At 74.3% G+C, this 18,086-nt stretch carries 12 protein-coding genes; 10 read left to right on the top strand and 2 right to left on the bottom strand.

The genetic code is table 11. From position 1 onward, the window contains the following. Positions 1 to 3 precede the first annotated feature (3 nt). Positions 4 to 1,086, top strand: a complete 1,083-nt coding sequence (locus KIS93_RS02455; RefSeq protein ID WP_186403540.1) for a glycosyltransferase — start codon at positions 4 to 6, stop codon at positions 1,084 to 1,086. Continuing rightward, positions 1,083 to 2,114, top strand: coding sequence for a lysylphosphatidylglycerol synthase domain-containing protein (locus KIS93_RS02450; protein WP_186403539.1), 1,032 nt, complete (start codon positions 1,083 to 1,085; stop codon positions 2,112 to 2,114). The genes KIS93_RS02455 and KIS93_RS02450 overlap by 4 nt, the downstream gene beginning before the upstream one ends. Here KIS93_RS02450 and KIS93_RS02445 read toward each other — a convergent pair. Continuing rightward, positions 2,056 to 6,039, bottom strand: coding sequence for an nSTAND1 domain-containing NTPase (locus KIS93_RS02445; RefSeq protein WP_080037865.1), 3,984 nt, complete (start codon positions 6,037 to 6,039; stop codon positions 2,056 to 2,058). The genes KIS93_RS02450 and KIS93_RS02445 overlap by 59 nt on opposite strands. A gap of 254 nt (positions 6,040 to 6,293) precedes the next feature. Between KIS93_RS02445 and KIS93_RS02440 the strand changes: the two genes are divergently transcribed. Beyond that, positions 6,294 to 6,695, top strand: a complete 402-nt coding sequence (locus KIS93_RS02440) for a hypothetical protein (RefSeq protein WP_080037864.1) — start codon at positions 6,294 to 6,296, stop codon at positions 6,693 to 6,695. 53 nt (positions 6,696 to 6,748) lie between these two features. After that, on the top strand, positions 6,749 to 9,649 hold the full coding sequence (locus KIS93_RS02435) for an ATP-binding protein (RefSeq protein ID WP_080037863.1): 2,901 nt from the start codon (positions 6,749 to 6,751) through the stop codon (positions 9,647 to 9,649). Positions 9,650 to 9,807: 158 nt separating this feature from the next. Here the strand turns inward: KIS93_RS02435 and KIS93_RS02430 are convergent, their stop codons facing one another. Then, positions 9,808 to 10,680, bottom strand: a complete 873-nt coding sequence (locus KIS93_RS02430) for an aldo/keto reductase (RefSeq protein WP_222107183.1) — start codon at positions 10,678 to 10,680, stop codon at positions 9,808 to 9,810. A gap of 154 nt (positions 10,681 to 10,834) precedes the next feature. Between KIS93_RS02430 and KIS93_RS02425 the strand changes: the two genes are divergently transcribed. The 6 genes from KIS93_RS02425 to KIS93_RS02400 all read left to right on the top strand — a co-directional run bounded on the left by KIS93_RS02425 (position 10,835) and on the right by KIS93_RS02400 (position 17,998). Further along, positions 10,835 to 11,464, top strand: a complete 630-nt coding sequence (locus KIS93_RS02425) for a TetR/AcrR family transcriptional regulator (RefSeq protein WP_080037861.1) — start codon at positions 10,835 to 10,837, stop codon at positions 11,462 to 11,464. Positions 11,465 to 12,032: 568 nt separating this feature from the next. After that, complete coding sequence (locus KIS93_RS02420) at positions 12,033 to 13,145, top strand: sensor histidine kinase (RefSeq protein WP_080037860.1); 1,113 nt, start codon at positions 12,033 to 12,035, stop codon at positions 13,143 to 13,145. Then, positions 13,142 to 13,819, top strand: a complete 678-nt coding sequence (locus KIS93_RS02415) for a response regulator transcription factor (RefSeq protein ID WP_080037859.1) — start codon at positions 13,142 to 13,144, stop codon at positions 13,817 to 13,819. The genes KIS93_RS02420 and KIS93_RS02415 overlap by 4 nt, the downstream gene beginning before the upstream one ends. A gap of 58 nt (positions 13,820 to 13,877) precedes the next feature. Continuing rightward, on the top strand, positions 13,878 to 15,374 hold the full coding sequence (locus tag KIS93_RS02410; RefSeq protein ID WP_080037858.1) for an ArnT family glycosyltransferase: 1,497 nt from the start codon (positions 13,878 to 13,880) through the stop codon (positions 15,372 to 15,374). A 9-nt stretch (positions 15,375 to 15,383) separates the two neighbouring features. Beyond that, positions 15,384 to 16,139 carry a polyprenol monophosphomannose synthase gene (locus tag KIS93_RS02405; RefSeq protein ID WP_080037857.1) on the top strand — a complete coding sequence of 252 codons (756 nt, stop codon included), beginning with the start codon at positions 15,384 to 15,386 and terminating at the stop codon, positions 16,137 to 16,139. A gap of 593 nt (positions 16,140 to 16,732) precedes the next feature. Next, positions 16,733 to 17,998, top strand: coding sequence for an SGNH/GDSL hydrolase family protein (locus KIS93_RS02400; protein ID WP_155126820.1), 1,266 nt, complete (start codon positions 16,733 to 16,735; stop codon positions 17,996 to 17,998). Positions 17,999 to 18,086 lie beyond the last annotated feature (88 nt).

The following is an 18,086-nucleotide window of genomic DNA, read 5'->3' as shown; positions in this document are numbered from 1 at the left end:
GACATGCCCGACGAGGTGGCCTGGCGTGATGACGTCGCGGTCATCGTGCCGAACTACAACAAGCGCAAGACCCTGCGGGCCTGCCTGGAGTCGGTGTACGCGCAGACGTACCGGCCGGCCGAGGTCGTCGTCGTCGACGACGTCAGCACCGACGGCTCGCTGGAGATCGCCCGGCGCTTCCCGTGCACGATCGTCGAGTCGCCCCGCAACCAGGGGCCGGCCGGGGCGCGCAACCTCGGGGTGGCGCGCAGCTCGGCGCCGCTGCTGTTCTTCGTCGACTCCGACACCGCCCTGGAGCCCGACGCGATCCGCAACGCGGTCAAGGCGTACCGGGAGACGCCCGGCTGCGGGCTGGTGCAGGGCATCTACGCCGCCGAGCCGCTGTACGACGACGGCCCCGTCGAGCGCTACCGGGTACTGTGCGAGCACTACGAGCGCGGCCGGACCACCGCGACGTTCCTGTCCTGCACGCTCATCCCCCGGCACGTGTTCGAGGAGGCGGGCGGGCTCGACGAGCGGCTGCGCGACGGCGAGGACTTCGAGTTCGGCACCCGCGTCCCGGCCCGCTACCGGCGGGTCGTCGCCCCCTCCGTGGTCACCAGGGCCGACGACGAGGACCGGTTCTGGGGGTGCCTGGCGGAGCGGTTCGTCCGGTCCACGACCCTGCCGGTGATCATGGTGCGGGCGCGGCGGCTGCGCGGCTCCGGCCGGGCCGGCTTCCAGCTCGACATGATCGGCACCGGCCGCCCCAAACGTCGCAGGGGCCCCCGGCTCTCCTCCGCCTCGGCCGCCGCCACGTTCCTGTCCCTGCCGCTCGCGCTGCTCAGCCCCTGGCTGCTGGCCGTGCCGGCGGCGACCCTGGCCGTGTTCCTGTACCGCAACCGGGTGTTCCTCGGCTTCGCCCGCCGCCACCGGGGTGCCCGGTTCGCGGTGTGGGTGGCCTGGATGCAGCTCTGCTTCCACGCGGCCTTCTTCCTCGGGGCGTGCGTGGGGGTGCTGCGGGTGGCGTACGAGCTGGGGCGGCGGCAGGGCGAGCCGGTCACCGGCGGCCCGGCCCCGCTGCCGTCGGCGGGGGCCCGCGAGTGAGCCCCGTCCGGCTTCCGCACCTGCCGCGCGGGTTCTGGCGGGCGGTGGCGGCCGTGTTCACCGTCGCCGTCGTCGCGGCTATCGGGTGGAGCCTGTCGCGGCTGGACTGGAGCGTGGTCGGCGTCCTGTTCACCCGGCGGGCCGCCGGGGAGATGAGCCTCCTGCTCGGCTGCTCGCTGCTGGCCAGCGTGGCGGGGCTGTCGCTCGGGTTCCTCGCCTGGCGGGTCGTCCTGCTGGAGCTCGGCCCGCCGGTCGGCGAGCCGCGCGTGGTGCGCGTCTTCTTCATCGGCTTCCTGTCCAAGTACCTGCCGGGACGGGTGCCCGGCATGCTCGCCACCGCCAAGGTCGCCACCTCCAACGGCATCACGTTCGGCCGCCTGATGACCACGGCCGCGCTCGTCATGAGCCTCGTGCTGCTGAGCGGGTTCACGGTCGGGCTGCTCGCGGGCGTGCAACTGCTGGGGGCGCAGGCGGCGTGGCTGGCCGGCGCCGCCGTGCTGATCGCGGTCGTCCTGGTGCGGCCGCAGCTCGTCAACCGGGGCGCCGCGCTGCTGCTGCGGTTGCTGCGCCGCCCGGCGGCGGCCAAGGCCGCGTCCGTGCGCGGCGTGCGGCTGGCGATCGTCTGGCAGAGCCTGTCCTGGACGGTCACGGGGCTGCACGTGTGGCCGCTGGCCGTCGCGATGAGCGCGTCGCCGTCCCGCTCGCTCATGGTGTGCGTCGGCGCGTTCACGCTGGCCACCTCGCTCGGCATCGCGGCCGTGTTCATCCCGGACGGGATCGGCGTGCGCGAGGCGGTGCTCACGGCCGCGCTGACCCTGGTGCTGCCCGCTCCGGCCGCCGCGGTGGTGGCCCTGGCCAGCCGCCTGGTCTCGACGGTCGGCGAGGTGCTGCTCGGCGCGTCCGCCCTGGCGGTCGCCGAATACCTCATCCGCCGCACCCCCGGCCGGCCCGCCGCGCCCGTCCCCGTGCCTAGCAGGGCGGCCGGAACTCCGGGCCCGGCAGGTAGCGACGCCACTCCGCCCGCGTGATCGGGGGGAACACCAGCGCGCAGACGTCGTGGGCGGCCCGGCCGGGGTCGGTGCCCCACAGGCGGACCGTCGAGTCCTCGCCGCCCGTGGCCAGGACCGTCCCGCCGGGGGCGAAGGCCACCGCGTGCACCGTGCCCGCGTGGCCGGTGAGCGTGGCCGTGGCGAGCGGCCGGGCGGGGTCGCGCACGTCCCACAGCCCCGTCGTGCCGTCGTCGCTGCCGGTCGCCAGCACCCGCCCGCCGGGCTGGAAGGCGACCCCGGTCACGCTGTCGGTGTGCGCGCCGAGCGTCGCCCGCAGCACGGGGCGGGACGGGTCGTCCACCTGCCACAGCCGGGCGGTGCGGTCGGCGCCGCCGGTGGCCAGGACCCGCCCGTCGTCGCGGAACGCCAGCGCCAGCACCTTCTTGTCGTGCGCCCGCACGGCGGCCAGCGGGCGCGGGCGCGCCGGGTCGGCCACGTCCCACAGGCGCACCGTGCGGTCGCCGGCGGCCGAGGCGAGCACCTGGCCGCGCGGGGCGAACGCCAGCGCGGCGACGGCGTCGCGGTGCCCGGGCGCGCGGGCGAGCAGGCGGGGGCGGGCCGGGTCGGCGAGGTCCCACAGCCCGACGTCGAACTTCTCGCCCGCGACCGCGAGGGTGCGCCCGTCGGGGGCGAACGCCAGCGCGAACACGTTCCCCGTCCCGGCGTCCCACCGTTTCAGCAGCCGGGGCCGGACGGGATCGCGCACGTCCCACAGGGCCACGGTGAAGTCGAGGCTGCCGGTCGCCATGAGCCGCCCGTCCCGGGAGAAGGCGAGGGCGTCCACGCCGTTCGGCTGATCGGTCAGGACGGCGAGCGGGCGGGCGCGTCCCAGGCCGGACACCTCCCACAGCCTGGTCCTCTGGTAGCTGCCGGTGGCCAGGACGCGGCCGTCGGGGCGGTAGGCGAGCGCCGCGACGCCGCCGTTCTGGCCGTACAGGATCGGCCGGCGCAGGTCCCACACCCGGACGGTGTCGTCGCCGCCGCCGGTGACCAGGGACGCGCCGTCGGGGTGGAAGGCGACCGTGTAGACGGTGCCGGAATGCCCCGTCAGGACGGCCGGGTTGCGGTCGTCCGCGTCCTGCGGGTCGGAGACGTCCCACAGCCGGACGGTGCGATCGTAGGCGCCGGTGGCCAGCGTGCGCCCGTCGGGGGCGAACGCGATCGCGACGACGCCGCCTCCGTGCCCGGCCAGCGTGGCGAGGTGGCGGACGTGCCGGGGGTCGCTGAAGTCCCACAGGCGCACGGTGTTGTCGAACGCGCCCGTCGCCAGCAGCCGGCCGTCGCGGCTGATCGCGGCGGCCAGCACGGCGCCGGTGTGGCCGGTCAGGCAGGGCAGGCGGGCAGGGTGCCGCGGGTCGGCGACGTCCCACACGGACACCTTGGTCGTGGAGGCGGTGACGACCATGGTGCGGCCGTCGGGGGCGAAGGCCACCGCCGACAGGGGCGCTGGGCCGGCGTCCAGCGTGGCCAGCAGGGCGGGGCGGCGCGGGTCCGCGACGTCCCACAGGCGGGCCGTGCGGTCGTAGCTCACGGTCGCCACCGTCCGGCCGCCGGGGGCGAAGGCCACGCCGATGATGCCCAACGTGTGGCCGGTCAGGGTCGCGAGCGGTGCGGGGCCGCCGGGGGCGGTCACGTCCCACAGCCGCGCGGTGTTGTCGTTGCCGCCGGTCACGAGGGTACGCCCGTCGGGGCTGAACGCCGCCGCCGCGATACCGGCCGGGTCGCCGGTCACCGTGGCCAGCGCCTTGGGGCGGAGCCGGTCGGTGACGTCCCACGTGCGCAACGTCCCGTCCAGGCTCACGCTCGCCAGCCGCCGCCCGTCGGGGCTGAACTCGGCCGCGTAGACCGCGTCGGTGTGCGCGCCGATCACCGTGGCGTACGGGTTGCCGAGCGCGCTGAGCAGGGCGCCCCGCGACTCGGGGGTCGGCGTGACGCGGTGGGCGGCGAGGGCGAGCTGCGCGGCCAGCGCCGGATCGCCCGCCCGCAACGCGACCGCGTCCCCCGCCACCTTGCCCGACAGGGCCATGTCGCGTTGCTGGTTGGCCAGTTGTTGCTGGCGCACCGCGACCACGACGGCCGCGCCGGTGAACACCAGCAGCACCGCCAGACCGGCGGCCAGCAGCCGCAGCCGCCGGGTCCCCCGCCGCTCCGCCTCCGCCTCGGCCTCCTCCCGGCCCAGGGAGGCGGCCAGGAACTCCCGCGTCAGCCGGCCGGGCACGGCGTGGGCAGGCGCAGTGTGAGCGGTCACCGTGTCGGCGGGCGCGGTGTGAGCATCCGCCGCATGACAAGGCATCGTGTGACCAGGCATCGTGTGACCGCCGGCTCGTTCGGCCCAGGCGCGGGCGACGGCCAGGCGGGTTCCCTGGTACAGGAAGTCGGGGGCGCGGTGGGCCTTGTCCCAGGTGGCCGCGGCGGCGGCGAGGTCGCGGCCGACGGCCGACCCGGCCCGCTCCTCCTCCAGCCAGGATCGCAGCTCGGGCCAGGCCGACAGCAACGCCTCGTGGCTGATCCGCACGCTGTCGGCGTCGGCCGTGATCAGGCGTTCGGCGACGAACCGGTCGAGCACGTCCTCGATCTCGGCGGCCTGCGTCCCGTCGCCCGGGGCCGGCAGCAGCTCCGCCAGCAGGTCGGGCAGCGGAAGCCGGCGGCGGGTGATGGCGGTGTCGGGCGCGATGTGGGCCAGCGTGAGGAACAGCCGCCGCGCCAGCACCCGTTGCGGCCCGGTCAGCGACTCGTACACCTGGTCGGCGGTCTCCGCCACGGCCCCCTCGATGCCACCGGCCTCCTGGTAGGCGGCGATGCTCAGCTTGCGCCCCTGGCTCTTGCGCCAGGTGGCCCACAGGGCATGCGACACCAGGGGCAGCGCGCCGGCCTCGTGCGCCTCGCGGGCCCGGCCGGCGCCACCGCCCGGCACCGCCACCTCGCGCGGACCGCCGCCGGGCACCGCGGCCTCACGCGGACCGCTACCAGGCACCGCGGGCTCGCCCAGGCCGCCGCCGGGCGGTGCGACCTCGCGGAGCACCAGCGCGACCAGGCCCTTCTCCAGTTCGACGCCGGCCTTGAGCGCCGGCTTCTCGATGGCGTCGCGTAACTCGCGCTCGTTCATGGGGCCGATGGTGATCTGCCCGTCCTGCAGCGCCGCGAGCAGCGCCGGGTGACGCATGGCGTGGGCGTAGAAGTCGGCCCGCAGGCCCAGCACCACGGGGCCAGCCGCGGCGGCCGCGCACACGGCGTCGATGAACGCGCGCCGCTCCGCCGCGTCCTCGCACAGAGTGAAGACCTCCTCGAACTGGTCGACGATCAGTACGACCGGGCCGGGGCCGGGTGCGGGGGTGTGCGCGTTCAGTGCGTCGAGCGGGCGGGCTCCGGGCGTGAACGTCTCGACGTGGCGGCCCGCGCCGGCGAGCCGGGCCGCCACGCCGGCCCGCAGCAGCGAGGACTTGCCCGACCCCGATGCGCCGACCAGGATCAGGGGCCGGCCGGGCGCGGGTGAGCGGGTCAGCTCGGCGATCACGCGCGCGGTGACCGTCTCGCGTCCGAAGAACCAGTCGGAGTGCTCGGGCCCGAAGTCGTTCAGCCCCCGGTACGGCTCGGGCCCGGCGGGGCGGGGGCCGGGCTGGCGGCGTACCCGGGACCAGGCGGCCAGCCACTGCTCCAGGGCGGCGTCATCCGTGACCCGGCAGGCGCGCAGGACCTTGACCAGCAGGTCCCGGGAGGAGGTGGCGGGCAGGCCGCGGCCGGCCAGCCAGTCGCCGATGGTGCCGCTCTGCCCGCCGACGGCCGCGGCGAGGGCGCGTACGGAGATGCCGGCGTCCTCACGCAGGCGGCTGAGCGCGGCGGCGAACTCCTCGCGGGTGGTGATGTGCGCGGGGGCGGGGGGATCGCCGGGGACCTGCTGCTGCACGAGCGTCTCCTGAGGTCCTCTTCGGGGGCAACGCCGTCTCCCATGCTAGGGGCCCTGTACGGAGTTGTACGGGTAATTCGCCGCAGCCTCTCGGAAGGGCGGATGCGTTGTTCAATTTCAGCATGAAGGGAGGGGACGGGGGCTTCTGCCGGCGAATAGGGGCGCCGACAGAAGGGGACTTGCTTCACTTTTCCGGAAATGTCCATAAAAGCGGTTGAATGCCGCTTGAAATAGCACAGAGAAAGGGGGTGGCGATGGACGTCGAGGTGCTGACCCTGGCCGGGGCGGCGGCCGAGGCCCTCGTCCAGGCGATGGTCTCGGACGGCTGGACGAGCGCGCGGGCCAGGATCGCCCGAGTCCTGAGCGGCGGCGACCCGGCGCGGGTGCCGGCGGAGGAGGCCGAGCTGGAACGTTCCGGCCAGGCACTGCGCGGCAACGAGCTCTCTCCATCCGTCACGGCGGGCCACTGGCAGGGACGCATCGCCGACCTGCTGACAAGACACCCGGAATGCGCCGGCGAGCTCACGGCCCTGCTCCGCGAGCTCCGCTCCCGCACCGGAGGAACGGCGCACGTACACGTCGGCGGGCACAACAACGGCAACCTCATCATCGGCGACCGCAACACCGCCCGCATTCACCGGCCGGAGCCGCGATGACGCCGCCGGACCGCCCGTCCGCCGGGAAAAGGACGACCGAAGGGGAGGGAAAAGTGCCGGACGACGTCCGGATGAGCATCGGTGGCGACAATAACGGGGCCGTGCTCATCGGTGACCACAACATTTTCCAATACACCGAGCAGCGTACGATCGTCACCGAACGCGAGGGCGGCCCCGTCCCGGTGCGCAAGCGCGAGCATCCCGACCCGCGCTGGCTGCCGGAGAGCACCGGCACCCTGATCGGCCGCGACCACGAGCTGGCCCGCATCCGCGGCTGGCTCGCCGAACGCGGCGCCCCCGTGCTGGTCTACGGCCCGCCCGGCATCGGCAAATCGGCCGTCCTGACCCGCATCGCCCTCGACGCCCTCGACGCCGGCGAGGACGTCGTGTACCTGTCGGGCGCCAGGATGGAGACCGAGGACATCGTCCAGGAGCTGTTCGAGGCCTGCTACGACAGCCCCGGCTACCTGCCGCCGCCCAAGCGGCTGCGCACGCTCATGGGCAAGGTACGGGCGCTCGTGGTGATCGACGGCTACGAGGGCTCGGCCGAGTCCCTGGAACACCTCCTCGACGCCACCCCAGGCGCCACCCTGCTCCTCTCCTCGACGCGGCGGCTCCTGGGCGCGGAGGGCCACGTCCTCCCCCTCGCCGGCCTCGCGGAACCCGACGCCATCGCCCTCACCATCGCCGAGGCAACCCCGGACCGGGCCGGCACCTTGGCCACGACCGACGCGGATCCGCGCCGGCCCGGCACCATGCCCACGTCCGAAACCGATCTCGGCAGAGCCGGCACCATGCCCACACCCGGGACCGATCTCGGCCGAGCCGGCACCATGCCCACGCCCCAAGCGGCCCCAGATCGGGCCGGCACCGCCGAGGCTGCTTCGGACCTGGCCGACGCCCTGCTCATGCCCGAGACGCATCCGGGCGGGACCGGCGCCTCCGAGGTGGGGCCGGGCCCGATCGATGTCTTGAGCGAGGAGGAGCGTGCCGCCATCCGGGAGCTGTGCCGGGCCGCGAACGGACACCCGAGGACGCTGCTCCAGGCCGCCGTCCTGATGCGCACGTCCGGCGTGCGGGCGGTGGCGGCCGATCCCGACACCGCAGCCCGTGCTCTGGTCGCGTCCCTGGACGGCGACAGGTCCGCGGCCGCCCGCGCGCTGGCCGCGTTGCCGGGCGTGCCGGTCCCCGCGCCGGCGCTCGCCGCGCTGGCCGGCCTACCCTCCCCAGGCGAGGCCGAGTCCGCGCTCGTCGAGCTGCGGCGGCTGCGCCTGGCCGAGCGCGCCGGCCCCGGTCACGTCCTGGCGGGCGGCACGCCGGTCCCGCGCGGCAGGCACGAGGCGGCCGGGTACGCCACCCGACTCGGCGCCTGGCTCCGGACCGCTCCCCGCGCCGACGTCACCGCCGGGGCCGCCGTCGTCGTCGCCGTGCTGCGGGCGGCGGTGAGCGAGGAGGCGTACGATCCCGCGCGGGCGCTGGCCAGGGCGGCGGCGCCGCTGCTCGGCCGTTCCCTGCGGTGGGGCGCCTGGGGCCAGGTCCTCGCCCTCGGCCTGACCGCGGCATCGAACGCCGGCGCGGACGACGACGCGGCGTACTTCGAGAGCGAGGAGAAGGCCCGCAAGCGCGCCCTCGGGCTGCTCCTGGGGCTGGGCGGCGGCGGGGCCGGCGCCGCAGGGGCGGTCACCCTCCTGGGCAAGGGCGGGTCCGTCTTCGGCTCCCTCTTCAGCGGGCCGACGGTGGCGGTCGCGGTCGCCACCACCGTGGCGGTGACGGCGGCGGCCGTCATCGGCGTCCGCCTCGCCTCCCCCAGCTCCGCCGCCGACCCGTCGACGGTGGTCGTCACTCCGGCGGCGGCCGGTCCGCAGCTTTCTTCCACCACGCGCCCGCCGGTCGGCGCCCTCCGGCCCGACACGGGCCAGCCTCCCGTCCAGAACCCTGCCCAGAACCCCGGATGGAACCCCGTACAGGACCCGGGGCGGAACCCCGTGCAGGACCCGGGGCGGGACACGGCGCGTGACCAGGGCCGGAACCAGGACCAGAACCAGGGGCGGGGCCGCGACCCGGTCACGCCGCGTCCCGGCACCCCTCGGCTGGCTCTCACGGACACCGAGATCGAGACCGGCGGCTCGACGGGTGCCCGCGCCACGGGCTTCGAGGCCGGCGAGCGCATCACGTTCTCCTGGGCAGGGCGAGGAAGCGGCGGTGAGCTCGGCGTCCGGACCGCCGACGGCCAGGGCGTCGCGGTGCTGCCCGACGCCGTCCCCGCCGGCATCGCGGCCGGCCAGTACACGATCACGGCCCAGGGAGCGAGCGCCGACCGGCGGGCCGACGCCGCGCTCACCGTCAGGGAGCGGCCCGCGCCGCACGTCACGTTCGTCCGGGCGCCGTCGTCGGTGCAGGCAGAGGCCGCGATCGAGGTGGTCGCGGAGGGGTTCGACGCGGGCGAGAGCGTGCGGCTCACGGTCGGGGACGCCACCGTCGCCACGGCCACCGCCGACGGGAGCGGCCGGGTGACGCTGCGTGGCGACGCCCCCGCGAACCCGGCCCAGTACCGCCTGACCGTGACGGGCCGGGCCGCGGACCGCTCCGCGTACAAGGAGCTGACCGTCACCCCGAAGCCCCCTCCCGACCTGTCCGGACGTTGGGGCGGATACCTGGACTTCCGGGACGTCGGCGGCGGCTCCTACGAAGGCACCCGCCACGGGCCCGACTGGGTGGAGCCCAACAGCGGGTGCACGTATCCGTCGGGCGGCCCGGAGGTGCACCTGTCCGGGCAGGCGCCCACGTACCAGGGTGAGATCCGCTGGATCTACGGCACGAACGGCGAGAACTGCGACTTCGAGTGGGGCGCGGCCACGTTCACGCTCGGCGCGGACGGCAACACGCTGACGGTGCGTTCGGAGGACCCGCGCGACCCCGGCCACTGGAGGTCCGCGACGCTGCGGAGAAACTGACCCCACGCACGGATCGCCGGACGGGACCGGGCCCCCGTCCGGCGCTCCTTGGCGGGGCACCCGTCCGGCGAAGCTGCAGGCCGAGGCCCGTCAGGACCGCGGGGCGCGAAGTGAGCCGGGCCCGAGGCTCGACAGCCGTGCAGGGGGCCGGGGTTCCCTCAGCCGTGCAGGGTGGGGAACGGGCGGGTCGGGATCGCGTCAAGGGCGGCGAGGGTCTCCTCGTCGAGGACGATCGAGCCGGCCGCGAGGTTCGCTTCGAGGTGGGCGGCGTCGGCGGTGCCCGGGATGAGCAGCACGTTGGGAGCGCGGTGCAGCAGCCAGGCCAGGCCGACCTGTGCCGGGGTGCATCCCAGCCGTTCGGCGGCGGCGAGCACGGCCGGCTCGTCGGTCACCTTCGCCAGGCCGGGGAGCGCGCCGCCGAGCGGGAAGTAGGGCACCCAGGCGATCTGCTCGTCGGTGCAGAGCCGGAGCAGGTCGTCGTCCTCGCGTGCGACGAGGCTGTGCACGTTCTGCACGCAGACGATGCCGGCGGGCAGGGCGCGGCGCAGCACGTCCTGGCTCACGCTGCTCAGCCCGATCGCGCCGATCTTGCCCTCGTCGCGCAGCGCGATCATCTCCGCGAGCTGGTCGTCGAGGTCGATGACCTGGTCGTCGGGGACGGGGACGCTGATGCCGGAGTCGACGCGCCGCAGGTTCATCACGTCGATCCGCTCCACCTGGAGCGCGGCGAGGTTGGCCTCGACGCCGGCCCGCAGGTCCTCGGGCCGCTGTGCGAGGCGCAGCGGGATGGGGCCGTCGGGGACGGAGACGGCGCCGACCTTGCTGACCACCAGGACGTCGTCGTCCGGCCGGAGGGCCTCGCGGATGACGTCGTTGACGAAGCCGTGGCCGTAGAACTGGGCGGTGTCCACGTGGTCGACGCCGAGGTCGATGGCGTGGCGCAGCAGGGCCACGGCGGCGTCGCGGTCGTTGCTCAGGCGCTCCAGCTGCATGGCGCCGTACCCGACGCGTGAGACGGTGCGACCGGCCATCGTTCCGGTGCCGCCGGGGCGCGCGACCTGGGATGCGGTACCGGAGGCGGGCATACCTTGGGATGTCACGTCATACCTGCTCTCATGAGAGAATACGTGAAACGGAGGGACCTCCGTTACGACTCAGCCTAACACTACCGGAGGTGCCTCCGTTTTGAGCCGGTCCGCGACGCCGTCGTCCAAAAACCCGGAAGAGCCGTCCGATCCCGCAGGCCAGCCGGTCCGCCGCGACGCGCGGCGCAACCGCGACAAGCTCATCGCCGCCGCCCAGGCCGCCTTCTCGGCCGCCGACGGGCCGGTCGCGCTGGAGGCCATCGCCCGCGAGGCGGGGGTCGGCATCGGCACCCTCTACCGCCACTTCCCCACCCGCGAGAGCCTCGTGGACGCCGTCTACGCCGCCGAGCTCGACAGCGTCACCGCCATCGTCCCGGCCCTGCTCGACGAGCATCCCGCCGACATGGCGCTCCGGGCCTGGATGGAGCGGTACGCCGCGTTCGTCGCCACCAAGCGCGGCATGACGGAGACGCTGCGCGCCGGATTCTCCTCAGGGCGCATCGCGCCTCCCTCACGCGAGCGCGTCACCACCACGGTCGCCAAGTTCCTGGAACGGGGCGCCGCGACCGGCACGCTCCGCGGCGACGTCCAGCCCGAGGACGTCACGACGCTGCTCGTCGGCGTGTTCCTCGCCATCACCGCCGGCGCCCCCCAGGACCAGACGACCCGCCTCCTCGACCTCCTCACCGACGCCCTCCGCCCCCGCCCGGACACCACCACGACCCCATGAACGCGCGGCCGCGCCCTGCCGAGCTCCCTGACCACAAGACCGCCGCCCAGCCGCACCCCTGAGCACGAGGCCCGCGTCCGCCGGCCCCCTGATCACGGCGCTGCGCTCATCCAGGTCTCTGCTCAGGGAGCCTCACCCGTCCAGACCCCTGACCACGAGGCCGCGCCCACCCCCAAGCCCTGACCATGGAGCCACACCCGCCCAGACCCTCAACCACAAGGCCCGCGTCCGCTGGCCCTGACCTCGGAGCTGCGCTCATCCATGCCTCCGCACACGGAGCCGCACCCGCCCAGGCCCCGACCACGAAACCACGCCCATCCATGCCTCCGCGCACCGAGCCGCACCCAGCCACGCCCCTGACCGCGGAACCGTCCACGTAGCAGCCCATGAGCGCGACGTCGCGCGCCGTGACCACCGGCCACCCACCCCCGCCGTCCACGCCTGCCGCCGTCCGCGCCCACCTTCGTCCGGCCGTCTGACCAAAGTGCGCCCGCCTCTGCCCGTAGACAGAGGGCGGGTATGTCTCGGGGCTGATGCGTGCGGCACGCCCGGTTCCTACGATGTGGTGATGACTCCCCGCTGGCTGTACCCCGCCGGCTTCGCGCTGCTCGTGCTCCTGGTCGCCCTGACGTGGGCGCAGACCAGCACGAACGGCTGCGACTGCCTGTGGCCCGCCGCCACGGCATGGTCGCTCGCCGGAGGGGTCGCCTTCGTCGCCGCCTGCCTCGTCATGGTCCGCACGGCGCCGGGCCGTCCCGCCGAGGTGGCCGGGCTGCTGGCTCCGGTGGCCATCGCCGCGCTCACCGCGCTCGCGATCAACAGCATCGGCTGGTTCATCCTGGTCTGCTACGTGGGGTTCGTCGCGCTGACGCTGCGGCTGTGGCCGGGTGTCGTCATGTGGCTCGCCTCGCTCGGCGTGGTGGGCGCGGCGGCGTACACGACGCCGGACCCAGGCTGGCCGAACTGGCTGGCGGCCGCGACGCTGGTCTTCTGGGGTTGCTGGGTGGTGCGTTACCGGATCGCGGTGGGCGAGCGGCTGCACCGCGCGGAGAGCGCCGCGACCGCTGCCGCCGCCCTGGCGGAGCGGCAGCGGCTGGCCGCCGACCTGCACGACATCGTCGCGCACACGCTCGCCGTGACGGTGCTGCACCTGGGCGGGGTACGTCTGGCGCTCGAGCACGACCCCAAGGAGGCGGCGGCGGGCGTCGCCGAGGCGGAGCGGCTGGCCCGGCAGAGCATGGCGGAACTGCGCAAGGTGGTGCGGGTGCTGGCGGAGGAGGGCGCCGACCCGGCCGTGGTCGCCCCGCAGCCGACGGCGGCCCGGCTGCCCGAGCTGTTCGAGGAGTACCGGACGGCGGGGCTGGAGCTGGAGACCGGCGTCGAGGGCGAGCTGCCGTCGGTGGGCCCGACGACGGGCATGGTGCTGTACCGGCTGGTGCAGGAGGCGCTGGCCAACGCCAGCCGGCACGCCCCGCGCTGCCCGGTGGAGGTGCGGCTGCGCGTCGCGGAGGACGGCGCCGTGCTGGCCACGGTCGCGAACGTCTTACCCGGCCGCCCGTCCCGGCACAATGGCGGCATGGGACTTCGCGCGATGGCCGACCGGGTGCGCATGGTCGGCGGCCAGGTCACCGCCGGCCCCGAGGACGACCGGTGGGTCGTGCGGGCGGAGCTGCCGGCATGATCTCGGTGGTGCTGGTCGACGACCAGGAGCTGGCCAGGGCCGGGTTGCGGACGATCCTGCGCCAGCCGTACGGGTTCGACGTGGTGGGCGAGGCGGCCGACGGCCAGGCGGCGCTGGCGGAGGTCGCGCGGGCGCGTCCCGACGCGGTCGTCATGGACATCCGCATGCCGCGGATGGACGGCGTGGAGGCGACGCGGGCCCTGCTGGCCGCGGATCCGGCCGCCCGCGTCCTGGTGCTGACCACGTTCGGCGAGGACGCCGTGCTGGCGGCGGCGCTGCGGGCGGGCGCGTCGGGTTTCTGCCTCAAGGACGCGCCGGCCGAGGACATCCAGCGGGCCGTGCGCGCGGTGGCGGCGGGTGACGGCTGGCTGGATCCGGCCGTGTGCGGGCGGGTTCTGCGGCGTTACCGCACGGATCCGGTGACCGACCCCGACGCGGCCCGGCGGCTCGGCGAGCTCACCTCCCGCGAGCTCGACGTGCTGAAACTCATCGGCCGGGGCCTCACGAACGCCGAGATCGCCCGCCATCTCGTGCTCGGCGAGGGCACGATCAAGACGCACGTCGGCCGGATCTTCCTCAAGCTGGCGGTACGCGACCGCGCCGCCGCCGTCGTCTTCGCGTTCGACCACGGCGTCGTACGCCCAGGGGAGCCGTCTCCTATGCCTGAGGTCTGACCCACGTTCCGCCCACGGCCAGACGACGGGCGGGCAGGCCATCGGCGAACGTTGGGGCATGTTGCTCCAGACCCCCAGCCCGCAGCGCACCGCCGCCACCGCCGCCGCCGCTACCCCGCTCCCGCCGATCGCCTGGCGGGCCACCGGCTCCGTCGCCGCCGCCGTCGTCGCCACCTTGCTCCTGCTGAGCCCTTTCTACGGCTACCACCGCGACGAGCTCTACTTCCGGCTGCTCGGCCAGACCCCCGCCTGGGGATACTTCGACCAGCCTCCGCTGACCCCGCTGCTGGCCCGGCTGTCCACGGCCCTGTTCGGCGACACCCTCGTGGGCCTGCGCGTCGTGCCCGCCCTGTGCGCGGGGCTGCTGATCCTGCTCGGCGCCGCCATCACGCGGGAGCTGGGCGGCCGCCGCGGCGCGCAGACGCTGGCCGCCGCCGGGCTCGGCACGGGGATGTTCCCGCTGGTCGCCGGGCACACGCTGCTGACCCAGTCGGCCGACTTCGTGTTCTGGACGGCCTGCGTCCTGTGCGTGCTGCGGGCCCTGCTGCGCGGCGACGGGCGCTGGTGGCTGGCGGCCGGGGCCGTCGCGGGGGCCGCCACGTTCAACAAGCATCTCATCCTGTTACTGCTCACCGGGCTGGCCACCGGCCTGCTCGTCACCGTCGGGCTGGCCGTGAAGGGGCCGCGCGCCGTGTTCGCCGACAGATGGTTCTGGTCGGGGGCGCTCCTGGCCGCGCTGCTCGCCTCGCCGAACGTGCTCTACCAGGCACTCAAGGGCTGGCCCCAGCTCACCATGGCCGCCACGCTGAGCGAGCCGATCAACCGGGTCATGTTCGTGCCGATGCTGGTGGCGCTGCTCAGCATGGGGGCGTTCGCGATCGCCGTCGCCGGGTGGTGGTGGCTGCGCCGGCGGCGGGAGACCCGGCCGCTCGCGATCACGGTCCTGGTGACGGTCCTGCTCGGCTGGGCGTCAGGAGGCCGCGCCGACTACGTCGCCGGCAGCGTGATCTTCGCCTTCGCGGCCGGCTGCGTGCCCGTCGCCACGTGGATGGAGGCCCGCCGCGCCCGGTTCCGTACGGTGTGGTGCGGCCTGCTCGGCACCTCCGCCATCGGGATCGCCGTGGCGCTGCCGCTGCTCCCGCTCTCGGCGCTCAGCTCCTCCCCCAACGAGGTGCCCAGGGAGTCGGTGGGCTGGCCGCGGTTCGCCGCCCAGGTGGCCGCGGTGCACCGGGCGCTGCCGCCCGGCACGGTCGTCATCACTGCGAACTATGGCGAGGCCGGCGCACTGAACCGGTTCGCGCCGGGCATCCCCGTCTACAGCGGGCACAACGAGCTGTGGCGCCAGGGCCCACCGCCGGAGACGGCGCGGACGGTGGTCGCCGTGGGGCTGCCGCCCGAGCGGCTGCGGCCGCGCTTCACCACCTGTGAGTCCGCCGGGGTCGTCGACCACGGCACCGGAGTCGCGAACGAGGAGCAGGGCCTGCCCATCACGGTCTGCTCGGGCCCGCGAGCCCCGTGGACGAGCGCCTGGGCCGACTACCAGCATGCGAGTTGAGGAGCGATCATGAGCACCGTCCTGGTCATCACGCCGACGTACAACGAACGTGACAACCTGCCCGCCATCGTCACCAGGATCCGCGCGGCCGCGCCCGCCGCCGACATCCTCATCGTGGACGACAACAGCCCCGACGGCACGGGCCAGATCGCGGACGACCTCGCCGCCGCCCTCGACGGCGTCCACGTCCTGCACCGTGAGCGCAAGGAAGGGCTGGGCGCCGCGTACCTGGCGGGCTTCCGGTGGGGCCTGGAGCGCGGCTTCGACCTGCTGGCCGAGATCGACGCCGACGGCTCGCACCCGCCCGAGCGCCTGCCCGCCATGTTGCGCGCGGCCCAGCAGGCCGACCTCGTCATCGGCTCCCGCTGGACCGCCGGCGGCCGCGTGGCGAACTGGCCCCGCAGACGAGAGCTCCTGTCCCGCCTGGCCAACCGCTACGTCCGCACCGCCCTGCGCCTCCCCGTCGCCGACGCCACAGGCGGCTTCCGCGTCTACCGAGCCGCCGCGCTGGAGGAGATCCTGCGCGGCGAGGTGGAGTCCCGCGGCTACTGCTTCCAGGTGGACCTCACGCTACGAGCCGTCCGCCTCGGCTACGTGGTGACGGAGGTGCCGATCACGTTCGTGGACCGGACGAACGGCACCAGCAAGATGAACGCCGGCGTCCTGTTCGAGGCTCTCTGGCGCGTGACGGTATGGGCCTGCCCCTTACGCCGCCACGCCGCCGACCCCACCACGACCCTCCGCCGCTCGGCCCTGTCCATCTGAACGGTCGCCGAGGAGACGCAGGGTGACAGTCGCTTTGGGGCTCGCCCTGCTCGGGGTGATGGCCGCACCGCCGGCCTGCCACAACCCCTACGAGGGCCTTCCAGAATTCGGCCACCGCCTCAGGATGGGAAGCCAGGAGAACTCTGTAACACCAGCCTTCCGTTCTGACCCGATGCCCGCCCAGGCTGGCGATGCTCACCTCCCCGCCTTCTGCAAGCAGCCCGCCCCACGGCCGCCCGACCACCGAGACCAGCATCTGACACAGCAGCGACACGCGAGCAGATCGTCATCACAGAAGCCCGGCGACCCGCGAGCAGGACGTCATCACGGAAGCCCCGCGACACGGCGAGCAGGATGTCACCACGGAAGCCCCGCGACACGGCGAGCAGGATGTCACCACGGAAGCCCCGCAACACGCGAGCAGGACGTCACCACGGAAACCCCCGCAACGCGCCGGGGCATCACCACCCCGCCCGTCCATCCGGTGAGGAGGCGTATCAGTGCGGCCCTTGGAAGTGTTGACGCCGTTGGTGCGGCATGTTGTGATCCACACGTGCGCATTTCGTACTTATGTAGTAGGAAATGAGGCGGTTGTGAGGTTCCTGCAGCGTGCCGCCGCGGTCGTCCTGCTCCTGGTGAGCGCGGCCGGCGTCCAGGTCGTACAGGGCGGGCCTGTGCAGGCAGCTCTGCGTGCTGATCTGCCCACTGCCGCCGTCGCGCTCGGCGACAGCTTCGTCAGCGGCGAGGGCGCGGGCGATTACCAGCCCGTCGTCGACGCCTCCGGTGCGGTGCAGGGCTTCCCCGGCTGGTCGGCGGCCAACAGCAACGCCTACTTCTGCCACCGGTCGGCGAACGCCTCGGTGTTCACGGCGTCGCTCCCGGGCATCCAGCAACGTTTCAACCTCGCGTGCTCCGGCGCGCAGCCCGCCGACATCGCCAACCCCTCAAGCGCCCGGCCCGAAGGCCGCACCGTCGCCTCGCAACTCGACCAGCTGCGCGCCGTCGCCCAGACGCACGACATCGACGTCGTCCTCGTCGGCCTGGGCTCCAACAACACCCAGTTCACCTTCGGCGACGTGGCCACGCTGTGTGCCAACCGCTTCATCGCCGACGCCTGGACAGGCTGGTGGGAGTTCTGGGCCTATCTGAAGGGCGAGGTGCCGCAGAAGCCCTGCACCGCCTCCGACCTGGCCACCGACTCCGAGGTCGCCGCCGCCACCACCGAGACCACGGCGGCCCTGCGCCAGATTCTCGACGCCCTCGCCCAGGTCGACGCCGATGGTACCCACCAGGTAATCCTGCAGACCTACACCAACCCCCTGCCGCCCGACCTCGCCTCGCAGTACCACGAGGAGGATGGCCGCACCGACACCCGCGACAAGTTCCGCGCCTTAGGCGCCGAGCGCTACGCCGCCGGGTGTCCGATCCATCGGGCGAGCCTCGCCCCTGGGCACACGTTCTCCCAGAACCTCGGCTCTCTGGTCAAGAACGCGCAGGCCACGCTGGCAGCCGAACGTCCGGCGGCCGACGTGCGCGTACTGGACGTCCAGCGGGCTTTCGACGGGGCCAGGCTCTGCGAGAACCCCGGCAGCCCGGCGGGTGCGCTCGCGACGCCGGTCCGGGTGCAGGACGGGCCGTCCGGCACGTTCGTCACCAGCCTCTCCGGCTGGGACAAGATCGACATCCAGCGGGCGGCGAACACCTGCGTCACCTACTTCCAGACCTGCCAGGAGTCGTGGCACCCGAATGCCGCCGGCCACACGGTCCTTGGCCAGTGCCTGGCCAGCGCGTTAGCCGCGGCACCCCGCACGGTCGTCACGTGCGCCCGTAACCCGAACGGCACGCTCACCATCTCCTGACCGCTCCTCGGCTCCTCGGCGACGCGTCCGACCGTCCGGAGCCGGACGCGTTGCGCGGCAGGTGATCGGTCCGGGCAGTGCTGTCAGG

It is taken from the genome of [Actinomadura] parvosata subsp. kistnae (genome assembly GCF_900323885.1).
Taxonomy (GTDB): Bacteria; Actinomycetota; Actinomycetes; order Streptosporangiales; family Streptosporangiaceae; genus Nonomuraea; species Nonomuraea composti.
Note: the sequence above shows the minus strand (reverse complement) of the source record. Positions and strands in the feature narration are given on the sequence as shown.

Coding starts and splice junctions, on each gene's coding strand:
- KIS93_RS02455 (WP_186403540.1), top strand. CDS start 4: ATGCCCGACGAGGTGGCCTGGCGTGATGACGTCGCGGTCATCGTGCCG.
- KIS93_RS02440 (WP_080037864.1), top strand. CDS start 6,294: ATGGACGTCGAGGTGCTGACCCTGGCCGGGGCGGCGGCCGAGGCCCTC.
- KIS93_RS02430 (WP_222107183.1), bottom strand. CDS start 10,680: ATGGCCGGTCGCACCGTCTCACGCGTCGGGTACGGCGCCATGCAGCTG.
- KIS93_RS02420 (WP_080037860.1), top strand. CDS start 12,033: ATGACTCCCCGCTGGCTGTACCCCGCCGGCTTCGCGCTGCTCGTGCTC.
- KIS93_RS02415 (WP_080037859.1), top strand. CDS start 13,142: ATGATCTCGGTGGTGCTGGTCGACGACCAGGAGCTGGCCAGGGCCGGG.
- KIS93_RS02410 (WP_080037858.1), top strand. CDS start 13,878: ATGTTGCTCCAGACCCCCAGCCCGCAGCGCACCGCCGCCACCGCCGCC.
- KIS93_RS02405 (WP_080037857.1), top strand. CDS start 15,384: ATGAGCACCGTCCTGGTCATCACGCCGACGTACAACGAACGTGACAAC.